Annotated in this window: 23 protein-coding genes; 14 read left to right on the forward strand and 9 right to left on the reverse strand. The window is 56.6% G+C overall.

The features are described 5' to 3' along the window. Positions 1-26: 26 nt before the first annotated feature. Genes cobA through ACWFTY_RS11080 form a run of 5 tightly spaced genes read left to right on the forward strand, consistent with a single transcriptional unit; the run spans position 27 to position 3940 of the window. A complete protein-coding gene (gene cobA, locus ACWFTY_RS11060) occupies positions 27-818 on the forward strand; it encodes a uroporphyrinogen-III C-methyltransferase (RefSeq protein ID WP_447524280.1) in 792 nt (263 codons plus the stop codon). After that, positions 815-1111, forward strand: coding sequence for a DUF2849 domain-containing protein (locus tag ACWFTY_RS11065; RefSeq protein ID WP_447524281.1), 297 nt, complete (start codon positions 815-817; stop codon positions 1109-1111). The genes cobA and ACWFTY_RS11065 overlap by 4 nt, the downstream gene beginning before the upstream one ends. Before the next feature lies 1 nt (position 1112). Continuing rightward, complete coding sequence (locus ACWFTY_RS11070; RefSeq protein WP_447524282.1) at positions 1113-2747, forward strand: nitrite/sulfite reductase; 1635 nt, start codon at positions 1113-1115, stop codon at positions 2745-2747. After that, on the forward strand, positions 2740-3165 hold the full coding sequence (locus ACWFTY_RS11075; protein ID WP_447524283.1) for a DUF934 domain-containing protein: 426 nt from the start codon (positions 2740-2742) through the stop codon (positions 3163-3165). The genes ACWFTY_RS11070 and ACWFTY_RS11075 overlap by 8 nt, the downstream gene beginning before the upstream one ends. Continuing rightward, positions 3158-3940 carry a phosphoadenylyl-sulfate reductase gene (locus tag ACWFTY_RS11080; RefSeq protein WP_447524284.1) on the forward strand — a complete coding sequence of 261 codons (783 nt, stop codon included), beginning with the start codon at positions 3158-3160 and terminating at the stop codon, positions 3938-3940. Before ACWFTY_RS11075 ends, ACWFTY_RS11080 begins: the two co-directional genes overlap by 8 nt. Before the next feature lie 45 nt (positions 3941-3985). Here the strand turns inward: ACWFTY_RS11080 and ACWFTY_RS11085 are convergent, their stop codons facing one another. Continuing rightward, positions 3986-5485, reverse strand: a complete 1500-nt coding sequence (locus tag ACWFTY_RS11085; protein WP_447524285.1) for a replicative DNA helicase — start codon at positions 5483-5485, stop codon at positions 3986-3988. A 151-nt stretch (positions 5486-5636) separates the two neighbouring features. Between ACWFTY_RS11085 and ACWFTY_RS11090 the strand changes: the two genes are divergently transcribed. The 5 genes from ACWFTY_RS11090 (at position 5637) to ACWFTY_RS11110 (ending at position 9528) form a co-directional block, all read left to right on the forward strand. Beyond that, positions 5637-6119: a UPF0262 family protein gene (locus ACWFTY_RS11090; RefSeq protein ID WP_447524286.1), complete on the forward strand. Its 483-nt coding sequence runs from the start codon at positions 5637-5639 to the stop codon at positions 6117-6119. 46 nt (positions 6120-6165) lie between these two features. Next, positions 6166-6843, forward strand: a complete 678-nt coding sequence (locus ACWFTY_RS11095; RefSeq protein ID WP_447524287.1) for a glycoside hydrolase family 25 protein — start codon at positions 6166-6168, stop codon at positions 6841-6843. 19 nt (positions 6844-6862) lie between these two features. Beyond that, complete coding sequence (gene dcd, locus ACWFTY_RS11100; RefSeq protein ID WP_447524288.1) at positions 6863-7417, forward strand: dCTP deaminase; 555 nt, start codon at positions 6863-6865, stop codon at positions 7415-7417. Between the two features lie 54 nt (positions 7418-7471). Then, complete coding sequence (locus ACWFTY_RS11105) at positions 7472-8653, forward strand: saccharopine dehydrogenase family protein (protein ID WP_447524289.1); 1182 nt, start codon at positions 7472-7474, stop codon at positions 8651-8653. A 107-nt stretch (positions 8654-8760) separates the two neighbouring features. Next, positions 8761-9528, forward strand: coding sequence for a metallophosphoesterase family protein (locus ACWFTY_RS11110; protein ID WP_447524290.1), 768 nt, complete (start codon positions 8761-8763; stop codon positions 9526-9528). Between the two features lie 75 nt (positions 9529-9603). On the opposite strand, the gene ctrA is transcribed toward ACWFTY_RS11110, so the two are convergent. Then, the gene (gene ctrA / locus ACWFTY_RS11115; RefSeq protein ID WP_100094627.1) at positions 9604-10311 is read right to left on the reverse strand and encodes a response regulator transcription factor CtrA; all 708 of its coding nucleotides are present in this window, start codon (positions 10309-10311) and stop codon (positions 9604-9606) included. A gap of 365 nt (positions 10312-10676) precedes the next feature. Here ctrA and arfB point away from each other — a divergent pair, with 365 nt between their 5' ends. The 3 genes from arfB (at position 10677) to ACWFTY_RS11130 (ending at position 13291) form a co-directional block, all read left to right on the forward strand. Beyond that, complete coding sequence (arfB, locus tag ACWFTY_RS11120; protein ID WP_447524291.1) at positions 10677-11075, forward strand: alternative ribosome rescue aminoacyl-tRNA hydrolase ArfB; 399 nt, start codon at positions 10677-10679, stop codon at positions 11073-11075. A 201-nt stretch (positions 11076-11276) separates the two neighbouring features. Then, positions 11277-11762 carry a GAF domain-containing protein gene (locus ACWFTY_RS11125; protein WP_447524292.1) on the forward strand — a complete coding sequence of 162 codons (486 nt, stop codon included), beginning with the start codon at positions 11277-11279 and terminating at the stop codon, positions 11760-11762. A 161-nt stretch (positions 11763-11923) separates the two neighbouring features. Next, on the forward strand, positions 11924-13291 hold the full coding sequence (locus tag ACWFTY_RS11130) for an RcnB family protein (protein ID WP_447524293.1): 1368 nt from the start codon (positions 11924-11926) through the stop codon (positions 13289-13291). A 90-nt stretch (positions 13292-13381) separates the two neighbouring features. Here ACWFTY_RS11130 and ACWFTY_RS11135 read toward each other — a convergent pair whose 3' ends face one another. The 4 genes from ACWFTY_RS11135 to ACWFTY_RS11150 all read right to left on the reverse strand — a co-directional run bounded on the left by ACWFTY_RS11135 (position 13382) and on the right by ACWFTY_RS11150 (position 17302). Then, complete coding sequence (locus ACWFTY_RS11135) at positions 13382-14146, reverse strand: arginyltransferase (RefSeq protein ID WP_447524294.1); 765 nt, start codon at positions 14144-14146, stop codon at positions 13382-13384. 165 nt (positions 14147-14311) lie between these two features. Then, a complete protein-coding gene (locus ACWFTY_RS11140; protein WP_447524295.1) occupies positions 14312-14545 on the reverse strand; it encodes a hypothetical protein in 234 nt (77 codons plus the stop codon). A gap of 199 nt (positions 14546-14744) precedes the next feature. Then, positions 14745-16415 (reverse strand): amidohydrolase, encoded by a 1671-nt coding sequence (locus ACWFTY_RS11145; RefSeq protein ID WP_447524296.1) that lies wholly within the window; start codon positions 16413-16415, stop codon positions 14745-14747. 14 nt (positions 16416-16429) lie between these two features. Further along, positions 16430-17302, reverse strand: a complete 873-nt coding sequence (locus ACWFTY_RS11150) for an NAD(P)-dependent oxidoreductase (protein WP_447524297.1) — start codon at positions 17300-17302, stop codon at positions 16430-16432. A 75-nt stretch (positions 17303-17377) separates the two neighbouring features. Here ACWFTY_RS11150 and ACWFTY_RS11155 point away from each other — a divergent pair, with 75 nt between their 5' ends. Continuing rightward, positions 17378-18619 carry a threonine ammonia-lyase gene (locus ACWFTY_RS11155; RefSeq protein WP_447524298.1) on the forward strand — a complete coding sequence of 414 codons (1242 nt, stop codon included), beginning with the start codon at positions 17378-17380 and terminating at the stop codon, positions 18617-18619. Here the strand turns inward: ACWFTY_RS11155 and ACWFTY_RS11160 are convergent. From ACWFTY_RS11160 to folP, 3 genes are all read right to left on the reverse strand, one after another. Beyond that, positions 18616-20091 (reverse strand): tryptophan 7-halogenase, encoded by a 1476-nt coding sequence (locus tag ACWFTY_RS11160; RefSeq protein WP_447524299.1) that lies wholly within the window; start codon positions 20089-20091, stop codon positions 18616-18618. The genes ACWFTY_RS11155 and ACWFTY_RS11160 overlap by 4 nt on opposite strands. Further along, complete coding sequence (locus ACWFTY_RS11165) at positions 20088-21623, reverse strand: tryptophan halogenase family protein (protein WP_447524300.1); 1536 nt, start codon at positions 21621-21623, stop codon at positions 20088-20090. Before ACWFTY_RS11165 ends, ACWFTY_RS11160 begins: the two co-directional genes overlap by 4 nt. A 95-nt stretch (positions 21624-21718) precedes the next feature. After that, positions 21719-22843, reverse strand: a complete 1125-nt coding sequence (gene folP / locus ACWFTY_RS11170; protein ID WP_447526883.1) for a dihydropteroate synthase — start codon at positions 22841-22843, stop codon at positions 21719-21721. Positions 22844-22848 lie beyond the last annotated feature (5 nt).

Below are 22848 nucleotides of genomic sequence, written 5' to 3' on the forward strand. Positions count from 1 at the left end.
CCGCTTGATGCGCGCATATCGCATTCATGGAAAAAATATCAAACAGGACGCCCACTGCGGGCAAAGTCTATCTGGTCGGAGCCGGTCCAGGTGACCCCGATCTGCTGACCTTGAAGGCGGCAAAACTTCTGCAGCGCGCCGATGTGATCATTCACGACGGTCTGGTCAGCCGCGACATTCTGGATCTCGCATCGCCAACCGCACGCTATATCTCGGTAGCGAAAAAACGCTCGCTGCACAGCGTGCCGCAGGACCAGATCAACGATATATTGATCGCCGAAGCAGGCAAAGGTCATGTGGTTGTGCGGCTCAAGGGCGGCGACCCGTTCATTTTCGGACGCGGCGGCGAAGAAGCGGATGATTGCATCGCTGCCGGTGTTGCGGTTGAAGTCGTTCCCGGTATCAGCGCTGCGCTCGGCTGCGCCGCACAAGCGCGTATGCCCCTCACCCACCGCGATGCTTCCAGCGCTGTTTCTTTCGTTGCTGGGCAATGCAAGGGCCTGTCCGACCAGAACTGGTCCGGACTGGCCGGCAAGGGCCGCACCTTGGTCATCTATATGGGCGTCGCCAATGCCGAAGCGATTGTCGAGAAGCTGATCGCCGACGGTGCTGCGCCTGAATTACCGGTTGCCGTGCTCGAAAACGGTACACGCAGCGACTTTCGGGCGCTCCGCACCCTGCTGACCGACCTTGGCGATATGGTCCGGCGGGAAAATGTCCAGAGCCCGGCGTTGCTGGTCGTCGGCGAAGTCGCCCGCTACGGCGATGCCGAAGATAAATTTCGTGAATTTGCGCAGATGGCGGGAGTGATTGCATGAATATATTGACCGGAAATGATCTCAAAACCGGTGACGTTATCTGGTGGACCGGCCTCGACTGGTCGCGCTTCGTCAAGGACGCCACCGATGTGGGAGATCAGGGCGAAGCAATCCTCCATCGCGAAGAAGCCGCTCGCCGGGTGAACTCGCCATATATTATCGACGCCGAACAGACCGATGAAGGCCCGCGACCGGGTCACATCAAGGATCGGGTGCGCGCACTCGGCCCGACCGTTCGTCCCGACCTTACATTGAAACCGGCCGATCCCGACGCCGGCGAATGGGTGATCTGACATGTATCAATATGACCAATATGACCAGCAAATGGTCGACACGCGGGTCGAGGAATTCCGCGACCAGGTGAAACGCCGGCTCGCCGGTGATCTGACCGAAGATCAGTTCAAGCCGCTGCGGCTGATGAACGGCCTCTATCTGCAACTCCATGCCTATATGCTGCGCGTGGCGGTTCCTTATGGCACACTGAGCAGCAAGCAGATGCGCATGCTCGGCCATATCGCGCGCAAATATGACCGCGACTACGGCCATTTCACCACGCGGCAGAATATCCAGTATAACTGGATCAAGCTGGAAGACGCGCCTGACATCCTTGCCGATCTGGCATCGGTCGAAATGCATGCGATCCAGACCAGCGGCAATTGCATCCGCAATATCTCTTCCGACCAGTTCGCCGGTGCAACTGCTGACGAAATAGCCGATCCGCGTCCCTGGGCAGAATTGTTGCGGCAATGGTCAAGCTTTCACCCTGAATTTTCCTATCTCCCCAGGAAATTCAAATTCGCCGTGATCGCCAGCGACACAGACCGCGCAGCCATGCGGCTGCATGATATCGGTATCCAGCTGGTCCATAATGACGCGGGCGAACTGGGCGCGAAATTCTTCGTCGGGGGCGGCATGGGCCGGACCCCGATGGTCGCTCCGGAAATCCGCGCCTTCGTTCCTGCAGACGAACTGATCAGCTATGCCGAGGCCTGCCTGCGCGTCTACAACCGCTACGGGCGGCGCGACAATAAATATAAGGCACGGATCAAGATCCTCGTGCACGAACTGGGCAAGGAAGAATATACCCGCCAGGTCGAGGAAGAGTTCGCCCATATGAAACAGCTGGGCCTCAATCCCCCGGTTGAAGAACTGGCGCGGATCACCCAATATTTTCAGAACCCGCCGTTTGATCAGCAGGCAAGCAATGACATTGACCTGTCCGATCCCGATTTTGCGCTCTGGGTCGATCAGAACACCTCCCGGCACAAGCAGCCCGGCTATGCGATTGCGACGATCAGCCTGAAACCGCGCGGCGGTATTCCCGGCGACGCGTCATCGAAGCAAATTGATCTGATGGCCGATCTCGCCGAGCAATATAGTTTTGACGAACTACGAGTCACGCACAGCCAGAATATCGTGCTGCCGCATATCAAGAAGAGCGACCTCTACGCGATCTGGCAGAAACTGGACGAGGCAGGACTGGCTCCGGCCAACCTCGACCTGATTACCGACAGCATCGCCTGCCCCGGCCTTGATTATTGCAGTCTCGCCAACGCCCGTTCTATCCCTCTCGCCCAGAAAATCAGCGAGCGTTTCGCCGATCTTGGCCGGCAACGGGAACTGGGCGAACTGAAGCTCAAAATCTCGGGCTGCATCAATGCCTGCGGCCACCATCATGCCGGTCATATCGGCATCCTGGGCGTCGATCGCAAAGGCACGGAAAATTACCAGCTGTTGCTTGGCGGCTCGGGCGCGGAAGATGCCAGTCTCGCCAAGATTACCGGGCCCGGCTTTACCGAAGATGGCGTGATCGACGCGATCGAAACCGTCACCGATCTCTATCTCGAACAACGCGAGGATGGAGAACGGTTTATCGATACCTATCGCCGTGTCGGCATGGCCCGGTTCAAGGAGGCTATATATGGTTGATCCTATCCGTTTACGCGATGATGAAGTGCATGAAGAGCCAGCGGTTTCGCTCGACTCTTTCCTGGACCAGTCGAACGCCACAGCCGTTCGCATCGAGGCCGGCGAAGATGCCCGCATCCTGTTACCGTTTCTCGACCGTCTGTCGCTGATCGAAATCGACTTCCCTGCCTTTGGTGACGGTCGCGGCTATTCCGCGGCGCAGATCCTGCGCGAGTCGGGCTATACCGGCGAACTGCGGGCCAGCGGTGATGTACTGCTCGATCAGGTTTCCCATATGCGTCGTTGCGGATTCGACGCCTTCGCTCCGGATTCGCCGATCAACCCGAAGCTGATGGAAGAGGCGATTCAGCGCTACGAGCACGTCTATCAGGCAACGTCGGACCAGCGCACCCCCATCTGGAGGCTCCGTCATGGCTGAGGCAGCACGCAAGATCGACACGATCGATGTTCGACCCGATTACACCCAGGCTGATGCCGATGCCCTGAACCAGCGGTTCGAAGGCGTTAACACAACCACCATGCTCAAGGCTTTGTTCGACGAGCGCCAGTTGGGCGAAGTCGCCGTGGTCTCGTCTTTCGGTACCGAAAGCGCGGTGCTGCTCCATCTGGTTGCAGCGGTCGATCCGACCATTCCGGTGACCTTTGTGGATACGCTCAAGATGTTTCCGGAAACGCTGGAATATCGCGATACATTGATCAAGCTGCTGGGAATTAAAAACTCCAATATCGTCGCGCCCGATGCCGCGGTGCTGGCGGAAAAGGACGAAAACGGCCTGCGCTGGTCCTATGACCCTGACGGCTGCTGCGAAATTCGCAAGGTTGAACCTTTGGCTCGCGCCAAGGCCGGTCTCAATAGCTGGATTTCGGGACGCAAGGCGTTCCAGTCGGTAACCCGTAACAATATTCCGCGGTTCGAGATTGACGATGGCCGGCTGAAAATCAATCCGCTCGGCGACTGGATCAAGGATGATCTCGAAGCCTATTTTGAGAAGCATGTTCTGCCGCGTCATCCGCTGGAGGCGGAAGGCTATCTCTCGGTCGGCTGCGCGCCCTGCACGTCAAAGGTCATGCCCGGCGAAGATCCCCGTGCCGGACGCTGGCGTGGATGGGACAAGTCCGAATGCGGCATTCACGAAGATGTGACCCCGTTGCCGGATGCCGACGACAAAGGCGTGAACGACCCGATTTTTTAGTTTTGCGTTAATTCAGCAAAAAGCGGTTCTTCGGCCGGGGCCTGCCTAATATTCGTCCGGTGCTTCGCTATAGGCCAGATCACCGAATTTCGTGAATTCCGCGATGAAGCTCAGCTGGATATTGCCCGTCGAACCCTGACGGTTTTTCGCGACGATGACCGTCGCCTTGCCCTCGGCCTGGACGTGATCGCGTTCCCAATCCTCATATTTCTTGATCTGGTCGGGCGTCGAATTGGCGTCGGGCACATCCGGCTTCACCGCCATATGATAATATTCCTCGCGGAAAATGAACATGACGATATCGGCATCCTGCTCGATCGAACCGGACTCGCGCAGATCGGACAGTTGCGGCCGCTTGTCTTCGCGGCTTTCCACCGCACGGCTCAGCTGTGATAGCGCCATCACCGGAACTTGCAGTTCCTTCGCCAGCGTCTTCAGGCCACGGCTGATTTCCGAAATTTCATTGACCCGGTTGTCATTGGCCCGACCGGAGCCTTGCAGCAACTGGAGATAATCGACCACGATCAGGCCGATGCCCTGACGCCGCTGCAACCGCCGTGCCCGTGTCCGCAATGCGGCAATGGTCAGCGCCGGCGTATCATCGATGAATAGCGGCAGATCCTGCAATTCCCGCGAAGCCATGGCAAGGCGGTGCATTTCGTCCCGGCTGATTGCGCCCATGCGCAGTTTTTCCGAGCTGATCTCGGCCTGCTCGGACAGGATTCTGGTGGCCAGTTGGTCGGCGGACATTTCCAGGCTGAAGAAAGCGGTCTTGGCCCCCAGTGAATCTTCTGGCGCAATCCCGTCATTCATATCACGCAAATAGCGGTTCGCCGCATTGAAGGCGATATTGGTGGCGAGCGACGTCTTGCCCATGCCCGGACGACCCGCAAGAATGAGCAGATCGCTCCTGTGCAAACCGCCCATTTTGGCATTCACATCGGTCAGACCGGTGGTGATCCCGGACACTTTGCCGCCGCTGTTAAAAGCCCGTTCGACATTGGTTAGCGCCTCGGTCGAAGCTTGCAGGAACGATCGTACGCCGCCTTCCTGCGCTTCGCCTTCGGAAACCCGGTATAAAGCCGTTTCCGCTTCTTCGATCTGCTCCTTCGGATCGACGGTCTCGCTGGTATCGAGAGCGCTTTCAACAAGGGTTCGCCCGACACTGACCAGTTCGCGGAGCAGCGCCAGATCGTAAATCTGATTGGCAAAATCACGGGCACCGATCAGACCGGCACCATCTCCGGTCAATTTTGCGAGATAGGAAGGCCCGCCCAGCGCCTTCATCGCCTCGTCCGACTCGAAATAGGGCTTCAGCGTCACCGGAGTAACCACCATATTCTTGTCGAGCAATTTCAAAGCCTGTTCGTAAATCCGGCCATGCAGCGGTTCGTAGAAATGTTCCGACCGCAACTTGATCTGCACATCTTCGGCAACTCTGTTGTCGATCAGCAGCGCGCCCAGAAACGTCGCCTCTGCCTCGACATTACGCGGCAGGCGCTGTTCATCACTTTCGTCATTCTGGAAACGCATCAATTCAGCCATGCCGCCTCATCCACCCTGAATCGATTCTCGGCAAGGGCCGCTAGGAAAAATTTAGTAAACTCTCGGGGACAATCCTGTGGAAAGAAAACTCTTGTCGTGCTGCACTGCAAAAACCCTTGTCCTGAGACCGGCGCTCCGGCAACAGGGCGCAATGGCCGATCCGCGCATCATATCCGTCGAACTGGACGAAGCTACCATCTTGTGGCGCAATGCCGATATCGAACAGGAACGACGGATCGCAATATTCGATCTGATCGAGGAAAACTATTTCAAACCGCTCAAACAGCATGATGATGGCTATTCTGGTCCCTATCAACTGCAACTGAGCGTGCAGGAAGGCCGACTGGTTATTTCCATTGGCCGCGAGAATGGTGAACCTCTGGAAACACTGATCCTCGCTCTTGGCCGGTTCCGGCGACCGATTCGGGATTATTTCGCAATTTGCGACAGCTATTACCAGGCGATCCGCAAAGCCAGCGCTGCGGAAATCGAAACCATCGACATGGCCCGGCGCGGGGTGCACGATCAGGGCGCGGAACTGCTGGTAGAGCGGCTCGAAGGCAAGATCGACGTCGACTTCAAGACCGCGCGGCGGCTCTTCACATTAATCTGCGTTTTGCATATCAAGAATTAGTGATTCTTCCGCTGCGTATCAGGGAACCAGGGTGGCCAATCGAGACATGAGAAAAAATGTGATCAGCCTTGCGATGATTATCGTGGTGTTGCTGGTCATCGCCTTCGTGCTGCGCAATATTGCGGTCAGCTGGGCGCCGTCGCGCGACCAGTATCCCGTGCAGGGAATTTCGGTCGATGAAAGCCATGGCAAGATCATATGGCATGTCGCAGGCGCGACCGGCGTCGACTTTGCCTATATCCAGGCCACCGAAGGCGCGGACAAACGCGACGCGAACTTCGCAACCAATATCGAGGGCGCCCGCGAAGCCGGTATACGCTATGGCGCGCTCCACAATTATTCACTCTGTCGCCTCGCTACAGATCAGGCGACGATATTTGTCACCACCGTCCCGCGTGGAGAGAATATGCTTCCGCCCGCCGTCCGGCTGGCCTTTGACAATGGTTGCGGCGAACGCCCTGGCCGCGCTCTGGTGCTCAGCGAGCTCAATACATTTCTCAACCAGATCGAATCCCATAGCGAGAAACGTGCCATCATCGCGGTATCGCGAGAGTTCGAGGAACTTTACAATATCAGCAGCGGCCTCGACCGCACCTTCTGGCTCGAAGCCAATTTTTTCCCGCCCGACTATGCCACCAAACCATGGGTGATGTGGCGCGCCTCCGACATGCGCCGGATCAGCGGGGTTGACGGCCCGATAAACTGGAACGTAGTGCGTCCATGACCACCAACAGGAAACTGATATGAGCATATTATCCGACCGCTGGATCCGCAACGAAGCGAGACATTCCGCCATGATCGAGCCCTTTGTAGAGGGACAAAAACGGGAAGGATGTATCAGCTATGGCTTGTCTTCCTATGGCTATGACGCCCGGGTGTCGGACGAGTTCAAGATTTTTACCAATGTGAATAACGCCGTCGTCGATCCCAAGAATTTCGCCGAGAACAGCTTCGTCGATCGCAAGACCGACTGCTGCATCATTCCGCCGAACAGCTTCGCCCTCGCCCGGACCGTGGAATATTTCCGCATTCCCCGCGACGTGCTGGTGATTTGCCTCGGCAAGTCGACCTATGCCCGTTGCGGGATCATCGTCAATGTCACCCCGCTGGAACCGGAATGGGAAGGTCATGTGACCCTGGAATTTTCCAACACCAGCCCCCTGCCCGCAAAAATCTATGCCAATGAAGGCGCCTGCCAGTTTCTGTTCCTCAAGGGCAACGAGCCGTGCGAGACCAGCTATGCTGACCGCTCCGGCAAATATATGCGGCAAAAGGGTGTGACTCTGGCCAAACTCTAGGCCATAGCGAGACCAATTAACTCATCGATTAAACAATCTGCAGGAGAGCCCGTTATGTCCGTAGCAAAAGAATTTGATGTCATCATCTATGGTTCAACCGGCTATACTGGCCGTCTGGTCGCTGAATATATGGCGCAGCAATATGGCACTGGCAAAGACGCTCCGAAATGGGCGATGGCCGGACGTAGCCTCGACAAGTTGGAAGAGGTCCGCGACCTCATTGGCGCGCCAAAGGATACACCGCTCGTTGTCGCCGATTCCGATGATGCCGCGTCGATCGACATGATGGCGAGCCGGACCAAGGTCGTGCTGACCACGGTTGGCCCCTATCAGCTATATGGCGACGAACTGGTTGCCGCCTGCGTCAAGAACGGCACCCACTATGTCGATCTGTGCGGCGAGCCGGGCTGGATGCGCGAAATGATCGACAAGCATCAGGAAGCGGCTGAAAAATCAGGCGCGCAAATCTGCTTTTCCTGCGGCTTTGACTCGATCCCGTTCGATCTCGGCGTGCTGATGCTGCAGAAAGACATAACCAAGCGCTTCGGCAAACCTGCAAGTCGCGTCAAGGGACGCGTGCGCGCCATGGAAGGCACATTTTCCGGCGGAACCGCAGCGAGCCTGAAGGAAACGATGAAGGCGATCGCCAAAAATCCCGGCCTCGTCAAAATTTTGGCGAGCAGCTTTGGCCTGACCCCCGGTTTCGAAGGTCCGGATCAACCGAATATGCTGATCCCGAAATATGACAAGACCATCGACAGCTGGGTCGCACCGTTCATCATGGCGGCGATCAACACGAAAAATGTCCACCGGACCAATTTCCTGCTCGACTTCCCTTTTGGCGAAGACTTCAAATATGATGAAATGGTTGTCACCAGCGCGGGTGATCTCGGCAAGCAGGCCGCGGAAATGGTCGCAAAAGCTAATCCGTTCGGCGGCGATGATGCACCCAAGCCGGGTGAAGGTCCGACCAAGGAACAGCGCGAAAATGGTTATTATGACCTCCTGTTCCTCGGCGAAACCGCAGACGGCGAAGCCGCTAGTTTGTGCGTCAAGGGCGACAAGGACCCCGGCTATGGCTCTACCTCCAAGATGATCGCTGAATCGGCGCTCTGCCTGGCTCAGGACAAGATCGCAAAAGGCGGTGGTGTCTGGACCCCGGGCGCGCTGATGGGCAAACAGCTGGTCAAGCGTCTGGAAGAGAAAGCCGGGCTCAGCTTTGTTGTGGAAAGCTGACAATAATCAGCAGCCGTTCAGGCTGTTTGCGCTATATTGTTGTCCGGAACAGTAATATACTATTCCGCTCTTGAAACCCCGTTTCTCAGGACACATTTGTTAGCATCATGCTGAACCGTCTTCTACGCAGAAAAAAAGCCTCCAGACCGATCGATGACGCGACCATTCCGGAGGGGCGGCGGGTTTATGCGATTGGCGATATTCATGGTCGCAATGATCTGTTGCTGCAGCTGCTCGACAAGATCAGCAAGGATGACGGCGAACGGGACAAGGCCGAAAGCGAGATCATCTTTCTGGGCGATCTGGTGGACCGCGGTCCGGACAGCGCCGGCGTGCTCGACACGGCGATGCGGGTGAAGGAACAGTTGCGCAATGTCCGCTTCCTGATGGGGAACCATGAAGAAGTCTATCTTGCAGCAACCACCGGCGATGAGAAATCCGTGCGTTTCTTCAACCGTATCGGCGGACGCGAAACGATCCTTAGCTATGAGATCACCATGAAGGAATATATCGGATTGGATATGGCGCAATTGGCGAAGCGCATCCCGGAGTTGTTTCCCCGGGAACATATCGATTTTATCGGAGGCTTCGAAGACCATATCATTATCGGCGACTATGCTTTTGTGCACGCGGGCATTCGCCCCGGTATCCCGCTTTCGGAGCAGCGGCAGAAAGATTTGCGCTGGATCCGCGAGGACTTTCTTTCCGCACAGGACGCCCATGAAAAGGTCATCGTCTACGGGCATACGATCACCGATGATGTCGTGGAAAACGGGAATCGCATCGGCATCGACACCGGTGCCTATTATTCAGACAAGCTGACCGCTCTGGCCTTGCAGGGTTCGGAACGATGGTATCTCGACACAGCCTCATAGAAAAACGGCGGAACCGATAGGTCCCGCCGTTTTCTGGTCTGATGCACAGACTTTTTATAATCGGTTTTCGAGCGTTCAGGCGACTTGCGCGGTTGGCGCCAGTTCTTCTTCCATATCCCGCAGGACATAGCCGCGGCCCCAGACCGTCTCGATATAATTTTCACCGCCGCAAGCCAGCGACAGTTTCTTGCGCAGCTTGCAGATAAACACGTCGATAATCTTGAGTTCCGGTTCGTCCATCCCGCCATAGAGATGGTTAAGGAACATTTCCTTGGTCAGCGTCGTCCCTTTTCGCAGGGAGAGCAGCTCGAGCATGGCATATTCCTTGCCGGTCAGATGGACACGATTGCCATCGACTTCGACCGTCTTGGCGTCGAGATTGACCGCCAGCTTGCCAGTGCGGATAACGCTCTGCGAATGGCCTTTTGAACGGCGCACAACCGCATGGATACGGGCAACCAGTTCGTCCCGGTGGAACGGCTTGGTCACATAATCATCGGCACCGAAACCAAAGCTACGGACCTTGCTGTCCATTTCGCTGATACCGGAAAGAATGAGAACGGGCGTTTGCACTTTTGCAACGCGCAGCTTCTTGAGCACATCATAACCATGCATGTCCGGCAGGTTGAGATCGAGCAATATGATGTCATAATCATAGAGCTTGCCGAGATCGAGGCCTTCTTCGCCCAGGTCCGTGGTGTATACGTTGAAACCTTCCGTCGTCAGCATCAGCTCGATAGCTTTTGCGGTCGTTGGTTCATCTTCAATCAGCAGCACGCGCATCAGGCAGCCCCTTTTTTCTTAATTACTTGTCCCAGATCGACCGCTGTGCCGACCTGATGGATCATTTATTAACCATAAGATGAATGAACGTAAAAGGTTAATTTTTCCCTAAGGTAGGATTCAGCACGAGTCGCGGGGAGTCGAAAGACTCTGTAACCCGCAGAAATGAGTCGTTTCAGGACTCCCCGCCCAGCCGAAAAAAAAATTAACTTTTTGCTGTTTCCGAGCTGGAATTGTCGAGACTTGGTCTAATGGGGCCGGAATTTGTGACAAATATGTACAAAAGCGACGCTGTTTTTACCGCTTATGGTAAGCTTCGTTAACAAGGTCTGTCGCGCAACGACACATGACGCTAGTAACCTTATATGGTTGATATTCCCGAAAGCGCGATCACCGAAACGTTTCTTGCCGCCAGTGGTCCTGGCGGCCAGAATGTCAACAAGGTGGCGACGGCGGTCCAGATGCGGGTCAATATCTACGCGCTGCGGCTCGAGCCTTACGCCTTTCGCAAATTGAAAATACTAGCGGGCCGCAAGATGACCATAGCCGGTGAACTGGTACTTACGGTACGCGAATATCGTACCCGGGAAGCCAATCGTGCAGAAGCCCGCCGCCGCGTGGCAGAGATGATCGAACAGGCCTATCAGCGCGATGCCCGGCGGATCAAAACCCGCCCGAGCAGAGCCGCCAAGGCCCGGCGTGTCGATACGAAGAAGAAAAAATCGTCGGTGAAGAAGACACGGGGAAAGCCGGACCTCGACTGAGCCATGTTCAAAGGGACGCCGGTTCAGCAAAATGATTTTCGGAATCTCGACGCGATGCTTGTGCGGACACCCTTTGCATCCCATCTTGTTGATCGACGACCAGACCAGCTTGTCGCCACGGTCGGCACTCTCACAGGCTGGTTTGGAAAATATGATCCGGTGAGGAAACCGGAAACCTAGCCCGAAAGGCGGAACAGACCCATGCTGGATATATCGATCGACCCGGACCAACCCGCAGCAGAATTATATGCTGATCTGACATCATTCGCCACCGCTCTGGTGGATGGTGAGCCGGATGCGATCGCCAATATGGCCAATATCTCCGCCTTGATCTGGCAATATGTGCCCGGGCTGAACTGGGCCGGATTCTATCGAGTCATCGACGACGAACTGGTGCTTGGCCCCTTTCAGGGCAAGACGGCCTGTATCAGGATCGCCATCGGTGCTGGCGTGTGCGGTGCTGCCGCCGCGACGGGCGAAGTCCAGCGGGTCGCCGATGTCCACGCCTTTCCCGGCCATATAGCCTGCGACGCCGATAGCCGGAGCGAACTGGTCGTGCCGGTTCTGAAAGACGGCGCGGTGATCGCCGTGCTCGATCTCGACAGCCCCCTGCCCGATCATTTCCGACCGGAAGACGAAGCCGGAATAGCCCGGCTGATCGAGGCAATCGCTAATAATCTTGGTTAAGCCTGCGGTAACCAAATTGCCCCATTTCGAGACAAAGCGCTAAATCCACTCTATTTTACAAGCCGCTAATGGTCAAAGCCCCCGAAAAATGGTAAATGTTCATTAACCAGATTTCGGTCGGACACGCTTTATGCATGTCTGAAACTAGGGAGTTGTTAACCATGAAGACCTTCTTACTTACCGGCCTTGCCGGTGTTTTGGCGGTGGCACCAGGATCAGCCATTGCAGCTATCGACTCGACATCTGATGATGCCGCAATGCCGATGGTTGACCTCTCCTTTGCTTCGGCGACCGCATTGGCGAACCCCGCAGCAGGGGCCAAGAGCATGCAACGCCGGGGCGACATGCGCCAGATGAGAGGCAATCGCGGTGCGAGCAGCTATGTTCGCCGTGGCCGGATGGGCTATGATCGCAGCTATCGCAAACCCCACCGTGGTTTCCGCCTTCCCAGTACCTACATCCAGCCAAGCTATTTCATCGGAAACTTTGGCTATTACGGCCTCAGCCAGCCCAATTATGGCTATGGCTGGTCGCGCTATTATGACGACGCGGTGCTGACCGATCGCCGTGGCGTGGTCCAGGACGCACGCTATAATGTCGACTGGGATCGGTATAATCAGGGTTATCACGACGGCTATCGCGATGGACATGCTTCCTATGACCCTGGCGTATTCACCGGCGACGACCGGGTAGTGGCAACGCCGCGCGCCTATAATCACAGCGACCAGTCAACCTATCAGGGCGACTGGCAAGGTGCCTATCGCGAAGACGGCAGCTATCAGGGTGAATGGCAGGGCACTTATCGTGATGCCGAAGGTCAGGTCTATGAAGGCGAATATTCCGGCACATTTATCGGTGACGGCAACATGTCTCCGCATTGGGGCTCTACTGCGGAAAGACAGACCGGGTCCGACCATTATGCCCCGTATCCGGATGATCGCGGCTATGACCGTCAGCGCTCGGAAGAACTGGCCTATCTCGAACGTTGCAAGAAAAGCAGCGGCATCGGCGGTGCCATCGTCGGTGGTGCCATCGGGGCTTTTGCCGGTAACCGTATTGCCGGCAGCGGCAACCGTCTTGCCGGATCATTGATCGGCGGCGGAGTGGGTGCCGTCGCGGGCGCTGCTATCGATCAGGGAACCGATCGCTGCCGCAAGCTGCTCAAGCAATATGGCTATGACCAGCAACAGACCAGCCAGCGCCGCGAATATCCACGCGAATATCCGCCGGTCCAGCATCGCCGTCCGCAACCGCAGCAAGGCCATCCCACCTATCCCAGCGGCTGGAACGGATATTATAGCCCCGGCTATTATTATCCGCCGGCACAGCAACCGATGATCACAACTATTGTCATCCAGTCCGCACCGGTTACGACCACAACGACGACGACCTATATCGAAGAAGAAGTGATCTATTCCAAGCCGCAGCACAAGAAGCGCTGGAAACCGGCAGCGAAGAAAGTCTGGAAGCCGGCACCAAAGGCCGTGCCGCTGAAAGGCTGCCAGCAGGCACGCTGCATGTACGACTGATCAGCTGAACCCTATATAATATATAAAAAGCCTGCCAACCGCATCCGGTTGGCAGGCTTTTCTATGGGTGCCTATCTGATTATCGGTAGATCAGTTGGGACATTGCAACTTGAGCAATGCGGCGGGATCAAATCTCTGCCATCCATCCGGCCCAAGCCGCTCGAGCGGACGAAAACGGACCTTATATTCCATTTGCGGCGAGCCATCGACCCAGTAACCGAGATAGACATAGGGCAATCCGGCGGTCTTGGCGCGCAGGATATGATCCATGATGATGTAATTTCCGAGACCGGCGCGTTCGCCATGGTCTGCGTCGAAGAAGCTGTAGATCATCGAAAGACCATCGCCCTGTTGGTCTGTCAGGCAGGCTCCGACCAGGCGGCCCTTGCTGCCATCATCGGTTGGCTCGCGATATTCGATCACAAAGCTTTTGACCGGCGATTGCTCGACCATGTCGGAATAGTCCATCTCGTCCATTTCGGCCATGCCGCCGCCCGGATGGCGTTTGGCGAGATATTTCTGAAGCAGCTGGAACTGCTCGTCAGTGGCCCAGGGTTCGCAGGCTTCGACAACCAGATCGCGATTGCGCCGGATCAATTTTCTTTGCGTGGAACTGGGACGAAATTCATCGGCTAGTACCCGAACCGAAACGCAGGCCTTGCAATCCAGACAACTGGGGCGGTAGGCAACATTCTGGCTGCGACGGAATCCGATCCGGCCGAGCGCATCATTCAGTTCTTCGGTATGGGCTCCGTTGAGCTCGGTAAAAACCTTACGTTCGCTTTTCCCGGGCAAATAGGGGCATGGGCTGGGGTTTGTCACAAAGAATCGCGGGAAGCGAACGGGTGCAGTCACAAAGCCAGCCTTTTGTTACGTTCTAGAGAATCGACAAGGGCAATATGCAGCGCGACAAACAAAATGAAAAGGCGATTTACCACATTCATTCATATTAATCCGGGCCGGCGGAATTCCAAAAAACGGGGCGAGAATCGCCCCGTTTTCAGAATGATGTGTCACACCTCAGGGGCTTGTCGGATCATTATCATCGGCGATGATGATGATGCCGGCGATAACCGCAGCCGCTGCAAGAAGAGCGATCAATATGCCATTCTCGCCTTCCAGCTTTTCCAAAGGTGCCGAATTGGCGCTAGTTCGCTGCACAGCCGGTGAAACGCTGTTGCTCGATTGGCCCACAACGGGTGACGCAACCAAAGTTAGTGCTGCGAGGCTGGCAGCCAGTTTACCGAATTTCATATATTTGCTCCAATCAGGTCTTGTCGAAAAATTAAAAGCTCAAAACTGAACTTCCATGCGCCCTGTTGAATTACGAAGGATCCCCTCTGGATATCACCCTTCGTGCGTAGCAATTTACCCTAATTTGTGATTCGTCGCAACCATATCGCGACATTGGTTGATCGCCTTGACCAATTCACCGACGAGTGGGCAAAAACTGTTAGTTCCGGATATAGGCGGGTTTGCCGGCGATCCAGGTTTGCAATACCTGTAATTGCCGGATCTGCGCCGGCGTTGCCAACATGATATCCTGATCGATTATCACGAAATCCGCCCTTTTCCCCGGCTCCAGCGTACCCAGACGATCTTCTGCAAATGCAGCAAAAGCCGCGCCATATGTATAGGCCTGCCAGACCTGTTCGCGATTCAATCGTTGCGCGGGCATCCATCCGCCAAAGGGCTGGCCGGCGGCATCTTCCCGGGTCATCGCCGCAGCCAGTCCGGCGAACGGGTTGGGAGATTCAACCGGAACGTCGGTTCCGAACGCCAAAACAGCACCTGAATCGCGCAAGGATTTCCAGGCATAGGCACCATCGAGCCGCCCAGGCCCGAGCCGGGCTTCCGCCATCAACCGGTCCGATGTCTGGTGCACCGGCTGCATCGAGGCAATCGTTCCGGTAGCGGCAAAGCGGCCGATATCGACCGGATCGATAATCTGCGCATGCTCCACCCGCCATCGACGATCGCCTTTATAAGTAGCTTGCAGCTCCTCGATCGCCGAAAGGGTTTCCTCATTGGCCTTGTCGCCAATCGCATGCACTGCGGTCTGGAAACCGTCCATGGCCGCGCGGCTCATCTTGTTCTTGAGCTGCGCCGAGCTCAGCATCGCCAGCCCGCTTTCGCCCGGCTTGTCGGTATAAGGCTGTTTCAGCAGAGCGCCGCGCGATCCCAGCGCGCCATCGAGATATAATTTGACCCCTGCCAGTTTGAGATGGTCGTCATATAGCCAGGGCGACGGTGCCGGTCCGGCAATAGCGATCATATCGTCAATACCGGAAGCATAAGAGATAATCCGGATTTTCAGCTGGCCGGCGTCCCCTGCCCGGCGAAAGCTTTGCCAGTCCTGCATGGTCGTGCCCATATCGGCGATCGACGTTACCCCGTTGGCCAGCAATATCTCCTGTGCCTTGGCCAGTGCGAGATCGCGCTCCACCGCTCGCGGCGCCGGGATAGCCTGATCAAACAGGCTCATCGCCGCGTCAACAAAAATACCGGTCGGCTTGCCACCGGCCTTTTCGATGGTGCCGCCGCTGGGCGATTTCGAAGAGCTGGAAACACCTGCGGCGGTCATCGCTGCGCCATTGACCCAGGCCGCATGACCGTCGACCCGCGACAGATATACCGGACGATCGGGAACCACTGCGTCCAGTTCTGCGGCGTTGGGAAAGCGCCCCAGTCCCCAGACTTCCTGGTTCCAGCCATTGCCGATGATCCATGGCCGGCCCGGATTGTCCGCTGCATATCGGGCGATTTTGGCGAGCGCCTCGGCGAGCGTTTTGCTGTCGGACAAATCCAGCGTCAGAGCGCCAAATCCCATGCCCATGACATGGCCGTGGGCGTCAAAAAATCCCGGGATCAGCGTCCGGCCCTTGCCGTCAAACTGGAAATCCACCTCGCGTGGCCGCTTGTCTTTCCGGTTGAGCAGCTGCTTCACCCTGCCGTCGTCGTCGACAAGCATGGCGACGAAGCGGACGACCTTGCCCTCGCTGTCGAGGGTGATGCCGTTGACATTTTCAATCAGGCTATCGGCTTGCGCAGCGCCGGGGGTCAGGAACAGGCCTGCCGCGAGCGCGCCGAATAACCCGCCAATATTTTTCCGCAAACCGCCCATGATATTCGCCTTTGCTATTTTCTTTTCGGAAGGCGGGAGACCAATGAACTCGTGTCATTGCGTCCGCCACCTGCGGCTTGCACTTCTGCATAAAATTGGTCGACCAGCGCCGCCACCGGGATGGTCGCGCCGTTGGTCCGGGCCTCCTCGATCGCCAGTCCCAGATCCTTGCGCATCCAGTCGACGGCGAAACCGAAATCAAATTTGTCCTCGGCCATGGTCGCCCAGCGATTGTCCATTTGCCAGCTTTGCGCTGCGCCGCCGGAAATGGCTTCGTAGACCTTGTCGAGATCCAGCTTGCTGGCCTGGGCAAAGCGCAACGCCTCCGACAGGCCTTCGAGCACGCCGGCAATCGCGATCTGGTTGCACATTTTTGTGGTCTGGCCGGCTCCGGTGCGACCGACGTGGACGATCCGTCCGGCATAAGCTGCCATGATCAGTTCGGCTGCGGCAAATGCTTCCGCGCTGCCGCCGCACATGATCGACAATGTGCCATTTTCCGCTCCGGCCTGGCCGCCGGAAACCGGAGCGTCGACGACATGGATGCCGCGACCTTCCGCTTCTACCGACAATTGCCGGGCAATGCGGGCGGACACTGTGGTGTGATCGATGAACAGAGCGGCCGACGCCATGGTCGAAAAGGCCCCGTCACGTCCCATGGTGACAGATGCAAGATCATCATCATTGCCGACGCAGGTGATCACGATCTGCTTGTCGCGGGCAGCCTCGGCAGGATTTTCGGCGATCGCGCCGCCATTTTCGGCAACCCATGCCTCCGCCTTCGCTCTGGTCCGGTTGTAGACTGTGAGCTCATGCCCTGCTGCGGCAAGATGCCCGGCCATGGGCCCGCCCATCACGCCGATCCCGATAAATGCAATTTTCGCCATAATATTCCCTAAGCTGTTGAACGGCCATAATCATTGTTTCCCTCCATGACCAGATGCGTTAGGGGCACAGACGATATGAATGATATGCAGACACCCGCCCTTCCTTCCTTCGACTTTGAGGATGTGAAAGCGGCGCACGCCCGGATCAAGAACCGGATCGTCCACACCCCGACGCTGAAAAGCATCACTCTTTCCGAGCTGAGCGGCGCAGAAGTTTTTCTCAAATTCGAGAATCTGCAATTCACCGCTGCCTATAAGGAACGCGGCGCGCTGAACGCGCTGCTGCTGATGGACGAGAGCAAACGCAAGGCCGGGGTAATCGCCGCCTCGGCTGGTAATCACGCCCAGGGCCTGGCCTATAACGCCAAGAACCTCGGCATCCCGGCAACGATCGTCATGCCGAGCACGACACCGATGGTAAAGGTCGAACAGACCCGCGGCCATGGTGCCGAGATCGTCATTTTCGGTAGCAATTATGATGAAGCCTATGCCCAAGCGATGCTGCTCTCCGAACAGCGCGGCCTGACCTATATCCATGCCTTTGACGACCCGCATGTTGCGGCCGGTCAGGGCACGGTAGCGATCGAAATGCTCGAGGCCATTCCTGATCTGGACCGTTTGATCATACCCATTGGTGGCGGCGGATTATTTTCCGGCATGGCGACTGCAGCCAGCGCCATTAAACCGGATATCAAGATGACCGGCGTGCAGGCGGCGCTTTACCCCAGCATGTACGGAAAATTGACCGGTAAAACCGTCACTGCTGGCGGTGATACGCTGGCCGAAGGCATTGCGGTACGCAATCCATCCGAATTTACCGCCGCGATCATCAAGAAATATGTCGACGAGATTTTGCTGGTCAGCGAAGCCGAGCTGGAAGGCGCGGTCAGCTTGCTGCTGCAAATCGAGAAGACCGTGGTCGAGGGCGCGGGAGCGGCCGGTCTCGCCGCATTGCTGAGCAACAAGGAAAAATTCAAGGGCGAGAAGGTCGGTCTGGTATTGTGCGGCGGCAATATCGATACACGTCTGTTGGCGAACGTTCTTCTTCGCGATCTCGCTCGGTCTGGCCGTCTGGCCCGCCTCCGCCTGCACCTGCGCGACCAGCCCGGAGCGCTTTACAATGTCGTGAAGCAATTTGCCGAGCATGAAGTCAATATCATCGAGGTCTATCACCAACGGGTTTTCACCAATCTGCCGGCCAAGGGGCTGATCACCGATATTGAATGCGAAGCGAAAGACCGCGAACAGCTGGAAGGCCTGATCGCCGACCTCAACAAGGCCGGCTACGATGTTCGTCAGGTTGAGCTGGCGGACTAGGGCTCGACGTCCTCCTTCAACGGCATTGCCGCAAGCGCCTGATCAAAGGCACGGCTGAGATTTTTCAACCGGCGCGCCATATCCGTCATATCAAGCGAGAGCGCTATCGGATCGATGCGATCGGGGATCAAACCAAAACCGATCATCAGATCGATCCAGCTCTGCTCGTCGAACATCTCGCCATCATAAGCGACAAGCCTGCCTCGGCTGCGGAATTGTTCGATTTTCCTGATCAGGCTTTCGGGCATCTTTTCTTCCAGAATTCTGCACCATGGTGCATCATTCCGGCGATTGAGGGCAAAAGGAAGCAGCACAAAATCTCGAAGTTGTTCTGCCACTATCAGATGCCGCCGGTTATATTCCCTTGCCTCGACGGTCATGTTGCTGCGCGTGGGAAGATGGTCCGCCAAGATCATTGCCTGATGCTGCAATAGCATCATGTCCGCCGATAGAAACGGTCCGAAGGAGGCAGACGCGCCTCCCAGACGCACGAAATTACCGGTCCAGGACTGTCCGACAAATCCCGGTTCAAAAGGCGCCACTTTCGCATCCGGACCGGCAAGCTCCCGCTCTTCTTCTCCGCCAGGAAGGCTGGATGCATAGAGATGCCGTACGATGGAACCGTTGCGCAGCGGCGTCGTGATCGTAAGCCTACCCTTGAATGCCTGTGCGACAACGTGCCGTTCCGATCCTGATGGTAGCTTGGACCCTCGCGCCGACGATATCCGGTCGAACGGAATCGCTTCGGCAAGGGAATGCCAGTCCGAACGAGAGAAACCGTTCGTCAACCTGGCCACTGCTCCAGAAACATCGATATAGAAATCGGCTTCGATCGCCTGCCCGCTGTCCAACGCAATCCGATCGATTGACTGGTCTGCTGCAGACATTTCTATAGCCTTGGGCCTGGCCTCGACAATCTCGCTTTTTCCGGAAGTCACGCTGTTTCTCAGCAATGACGCATAATCGGCTCGGTCGATCTGGACCGTCGGCCTTAACATGCTCAGCGGCGAACGCGGATCGGTGGATTGAAAAGCAAAGCTGCCCGCTTCCATTGCCCGAGCCGGCAGACGAAAGGGCTGGTAGAGATAGGCAAACCGGTCGGGCTGGTCATAAGCCAGCGCAGCACGCAGCATGATCTGATGAATAGGAATATCGAGAATCGGAGGCAGGTTTCCCGAACCGGTCAGGAAAAACCGACTATCGTCACCCTGCCAGCCCCGCAATTCCATGCCGAGAGAAAATATCGCACTGTCGGTCATTTTGAGCTGATCCGGGCCGATCCCGAGCCGGGCGAGAGATATATCATCGAGACGGATTGTCACCGCAGCCGGATCGACCGGTCGCCCGTCTTCCACGACGATCAATTCGATATCGGCGGGCAAGTCTTTCGCAAGCAGAGCAGCGACTGGCCACAGTTCGTGGCTTTTGCCGAAAATCGCAATCCGTCGCACGCGCCGTTCAACGCCGCTCATGCCTGGCCGGCCTGCGCGCCGGCAAAGCTCGCCCGATATTTCCGGATAAACGCCAGATGTTCGGGCATCCGCCCGACGTTGCTTTCAACCGTGGATCGGATACGCGCGAGATGGCCGGTACGGTCATCATCCGACATTGCATCAACCCGCGGGTCATAGGTTTCGGGCAACAAATTCTGGCCGATGAATACCGACAGCCAACTCGCCGGCTGAAACAGGCCATGATCATATTGCGGAACTATGGCGCGTCGTTTGAACGCTTCGATTTTCTCGCTCAGACTGTCAGGTCGGGCGATATTCCGCATATCCCGCCAGAACGGTTCCTCACGCTCGTTGAGAACATAGTGCAGCATCAGAAAGTCCCGGACCCGATCGAATTCAAGATCCATCAACCGGTTATATTCATCAACATCCGACGATGCGCATCGCTTCTCCGGAAATAGCGCGGTCAGGCTCAATATACCGCTCTGGATCAGATCGATGCTGGTCGATTCCAGCGGTTCGAGAAATCCGCCGGACAGACCGATCGCCACACAATTCCTATTCCACAATTTTTTGCGTTTGCCGGTTTTGAAAAAAAGCTGCTTGGGCTCGGCAATCGCCTCTCCCTCGAGACTAGTCGTCAACATGTCCACCGCATCCTGATCGCTCATATAGCGGTTGCAATAGACAAGGCCGTTGCCGATACGGTGCTGCAAAGGGATCCGCCACTGCCAGCCCGCAGCCCGCGCCGTGGAACGCGTATAAGGTCCGACAGGGTCAACAATTTTGCACGGTATGGCAAAGGCACGGTTACAAGGAAGATAGTCACTCCAGTCGTCAAAACCGGTTTCCATTTCATGCTCGATCAACAGCCCGCGAAAGCCGGAACAGTCTATAAAAAGCTCACCCGGTATCAGCTGTCCGGATTCCAAGGTTACCGACTGGATGAAGCCGCTCTCGCCGTCGGTCCCGACTGTGACAACTTTGCCTTCGATCCGCTCGACCCCGCGCTGTTTTGCATAGTCTGCCAAAAACGCGGCATAGAGGCTGGCATCAAATTGAAACGCATAGGAATATGCTTGCAGCGGCGAAGTCGGATTGTCAGGCGGCAAGTCAAAATGCTGCTTCCGCGCCGCGGAAATGGCAAGACAATAGCGACCGAAATCGCCCGCATCAGCTGTTGCATTCTCCTTGCTCCAATAATGATGAAAGTCGGCGGGACCGATCGTTTCTCCGTGAACGCCGAAGGGGTGAATATATTGATCGCCCGTCCGGCCCCAGTCGCGAAACTCTATACCCAATTTGATCGTCGCGCTGGTCCGCGCCATCAACTCTGCTTCGTCAATATCGAGCATCCGGTTGAAGTCACGGATTTGCGGCAGCGTTGCTTCGCCCACACCGACCGTACCGATTTCAGCCGACTCCACCAATTTGATTGTTGCTCGGGTTCCAGCCAACTTGCGGGATAGTGCGGCGGCAGTCATCCAGCCCGCGGTGCCGCCACCGACGATGACAATCTCTCGAACCATCTGGTCAGACCGTAGTTTCAATCCGATTCCCCGTCACTTGCAATGTCAAGACGAGCACAACCTAGCCGCGTCTTCGGTCTTTGGCCATTCGATTGCAGACTGTACTGCGTGGGCGGTCAAACAGGTGCCGTAACACCGGCGTCCCGCATACCGCGCCAGACTTGCAGCGCCTGAACCGTTTCGGGCACATCATGCACCCGGACAATTTGTGAACCCTGCTGGATAGCGTGATGAGCGAAGGCGATCGAGCCACCGAGGCGCTGGTCGACCGGCGCTTCCTTTGACAGGGCACCGATCATCCGTTTGCGACTGGCGCCTATCAGTAGCGGCTGACCAAGCGCGTGGAACATCGCGATATTGTTCATCAGAGCGAGATTGTCGGCCAGTGACTTGCCAAAACCGAGGCCGGGATCGATGATGATCTTCTCGCGCTCGAAGCCCGCAGCGACGACATCGGCAATCCGTTGTTCCAGCCAATCGAGCGTATCCGTCACGATATTGCCATATCCGTCACTTTTGTGCGGATTTTTGCCGCTTGACGGGGCATGCATGAGCACAACCGGAAGGCCGGACACTCCGGCCACTTCAAGCGATCTCTTGTCGTGCAAAAGCGCCGACACATCGTTGATCAGATGCGCGCCCGCCGTGATCGCCGCTTCCATCACCGCAGCCTTGCGCGTGTCGATGGATATAACGGCACCACAATGGGCCAGTCTTTCGATCACCGGTACAACCCGCTTGATTTCGTCGCCTTCCCATACCGGGTCCGCACCGGGCCGGGTGCTTTCTCCGCCGATATCGAGGATCGACGCGCCAGCGACCGTCATCGCCAGACCGGCTTCGGCAGCCTTCCCGGGATCGTCCTGATGCTTGCCGCCGTCGGAAAAACTGTCGGGAGTGATATTCAATATGCCCATGACATGCGGCTGATCGAAGCGGAGGGTCCGATCCCCACATTGCAGAGCGTCATGCTGACGGGTCAGATTGGCAAATAAAGTGGCTGCCCGTATCGCCAATGGCTCCGGAAGGTCTTTCGACCATTCCGGCCATTGGGTAATATTGACCAGCCCCCTCAGGTTCGACTTCCCTGCTTCGACTATCAAATATTCAATCTGAGAAAACCAAACTAAACTATTGTTTAATTGTTGGTTTTTGTCCGCATGCCATTGCGGGCTATCGACCAATCCAACAGGCTTCAGATAAAGCCTCGCATCCGCTCCACATGCTTCCAGATCTTCCATCGCAC

This window comes from Parasphingorhabdus sp. NYA22, from assembly GCF_976973735.1.

Excerpts from the sequence above, each read along its gene's own strand:
- cobA (WP_447524280.1), top strand. The coding sequence starts at position 27 with ATGGAAAAAATATCAAACAGGACGCCCACTGCGGGCAAAGTCTATCTG.
- ACWFTY_RS11065 (WP_447524281.1), top strand. The coding sequence starts at position 815 with ATGAATATATTGACCGGAAATGATCTCAAAACCGGTGACGTTATCTGG.
- ACWFTY_RS11070 (WP_447524282.1), top strand. The coding sequence starts at position 1,113 with ATGTATCAATATGACCAATATGACCAGCAAATGGTCGACACGCGGGTC.
- ACWFTY_RS11075 (WP_447524283.1), top strand. The coding sequence starts at position 2,740 with ATGGTTGATCCTATCCGTTTACGCGATGATGAAGTGCATGAAGAGCCA.
- ACWFTY_RS11080 (WP_447524284.1), top strand. The coding sequence starts at position 3,158 with ATGGCTGAGGCAGCACGCAAGATCGACACGATCGATGTTCGACCCGAT.
- ACWFTY_RS11085 (WP_447524285.1), bottom strand. The coding sequence starts at position 5,485 with ATGGCTGAATTGATGCGTTTCCAGAATGACGAAAGTGATGAACAGCGC.
- ACWFTY_RS11090 (WP_447524286.1), top strand. The coding sequence starts at position 5,637 with ATGGCCGATCCGCGCATCATATCCGTCGAACTGGACGAAGCTACCATC.
- ACWFTY_RS11095 (WP_447524287.1), top strand. The coding sequence starts at position 6,166 with ATGAGAAAAAATGTGATCAGCCTTGCGATGATTATCGTGGTGTTGCTG.
- dcd (WP_447524288.1), top strand. The coding sequence starts at position 6,863 with ATGAGCATATTATCCGACCGCTGGATCCGCAACGAAGCGAGACATTCC.
- ACWFTY_RS11105 (WP_447524289.1), top strand. The coding sequence starts at position 7,472 with ATGTCCGTAGCAAAAGAATTTGATGTCATCATCTATGGTTCAACCGGC.
- ACWFTY_RS11110 (WP_447524290.1), top strand. The coding sequence starts at position 8,761 with ATGCTGAACCGTCTTCTACGCAGAAAAAAAGCCTCCAGACCGATCGAT.
- ctrA (WP_100094627.1), bottom strand. The coding sequence starts at position 10,311 with ATGCGCGTGCTGCTGATTGAAGATGAACCAACGACCGCAAAAGCTATC.
- arfB (WP_447524291.1), top strand. The coding sequence starts at position 10,677 with ATGGTTGATATTCCCGAAAGCGCGATCACCGAAACGTTTCTTGCCGCC.
- ACWFTY_RS11125 (WP_447524292.1), top strand. The coding sequence starts at position 11,277 with ATGCTGGATATATCGATCGACCCGGACCAACCCGCAGCAGAATTATAT.
- ACWFTY_RS11130 (WP_447524293.1), top strand. The coding sequence starts at position 11,924 with ATGAAGACCTTCTTACTTACCGGCCTTGCCGGTGTTTTGGCGGTGGCA.
- ACWFTY_RS11140 (WP_447524295.1), bottom strand. The coding sequence starts at position 14,545 with ATGAAATTCGGTAAACTGGCTGCCAGCCTCGCAGCACTAACTTTGGTT.
- ACWFTY_RS11145 (WP_447524296.1), bottom strand. The coding sequence starts at position 16,415 with ATGGGCGGTTTGCGGAAAAATATTGGCGGGTTATTCGGCGCGCTCGCG.
- ACWFTY_RS11150 (WP_447524297.1), bottom strand. The coding sequence starts at position 17,302 with ATGGCGAAAATTGCATTTATCGGGATCGGCGTGATGGGCGGGCCCATG.
- ACWFTY_RS11155 (WP_447524298.1), top strand. The coding sequence starts at position 17,378 with ATGAATGATATGCAGACACCCGCCCTTCCTTCCTTCGACTTTGAGGAT.
- ACWFTY_RS11160 (WP_447524299.1), bottom strand. The coding sequence starts at position 20,091 with ATGAGCGGCGTTGAACGGCGCGTGCGACGGATTGCGATTTTCGGCAAA.
- folP (WP_447526883.1), bottom strand. The coding sequence starts at position 22,843 with ATGGAAGATCTGGAAGCATGTGGAGCGGATGCGAGGCTTTATCTGAAG.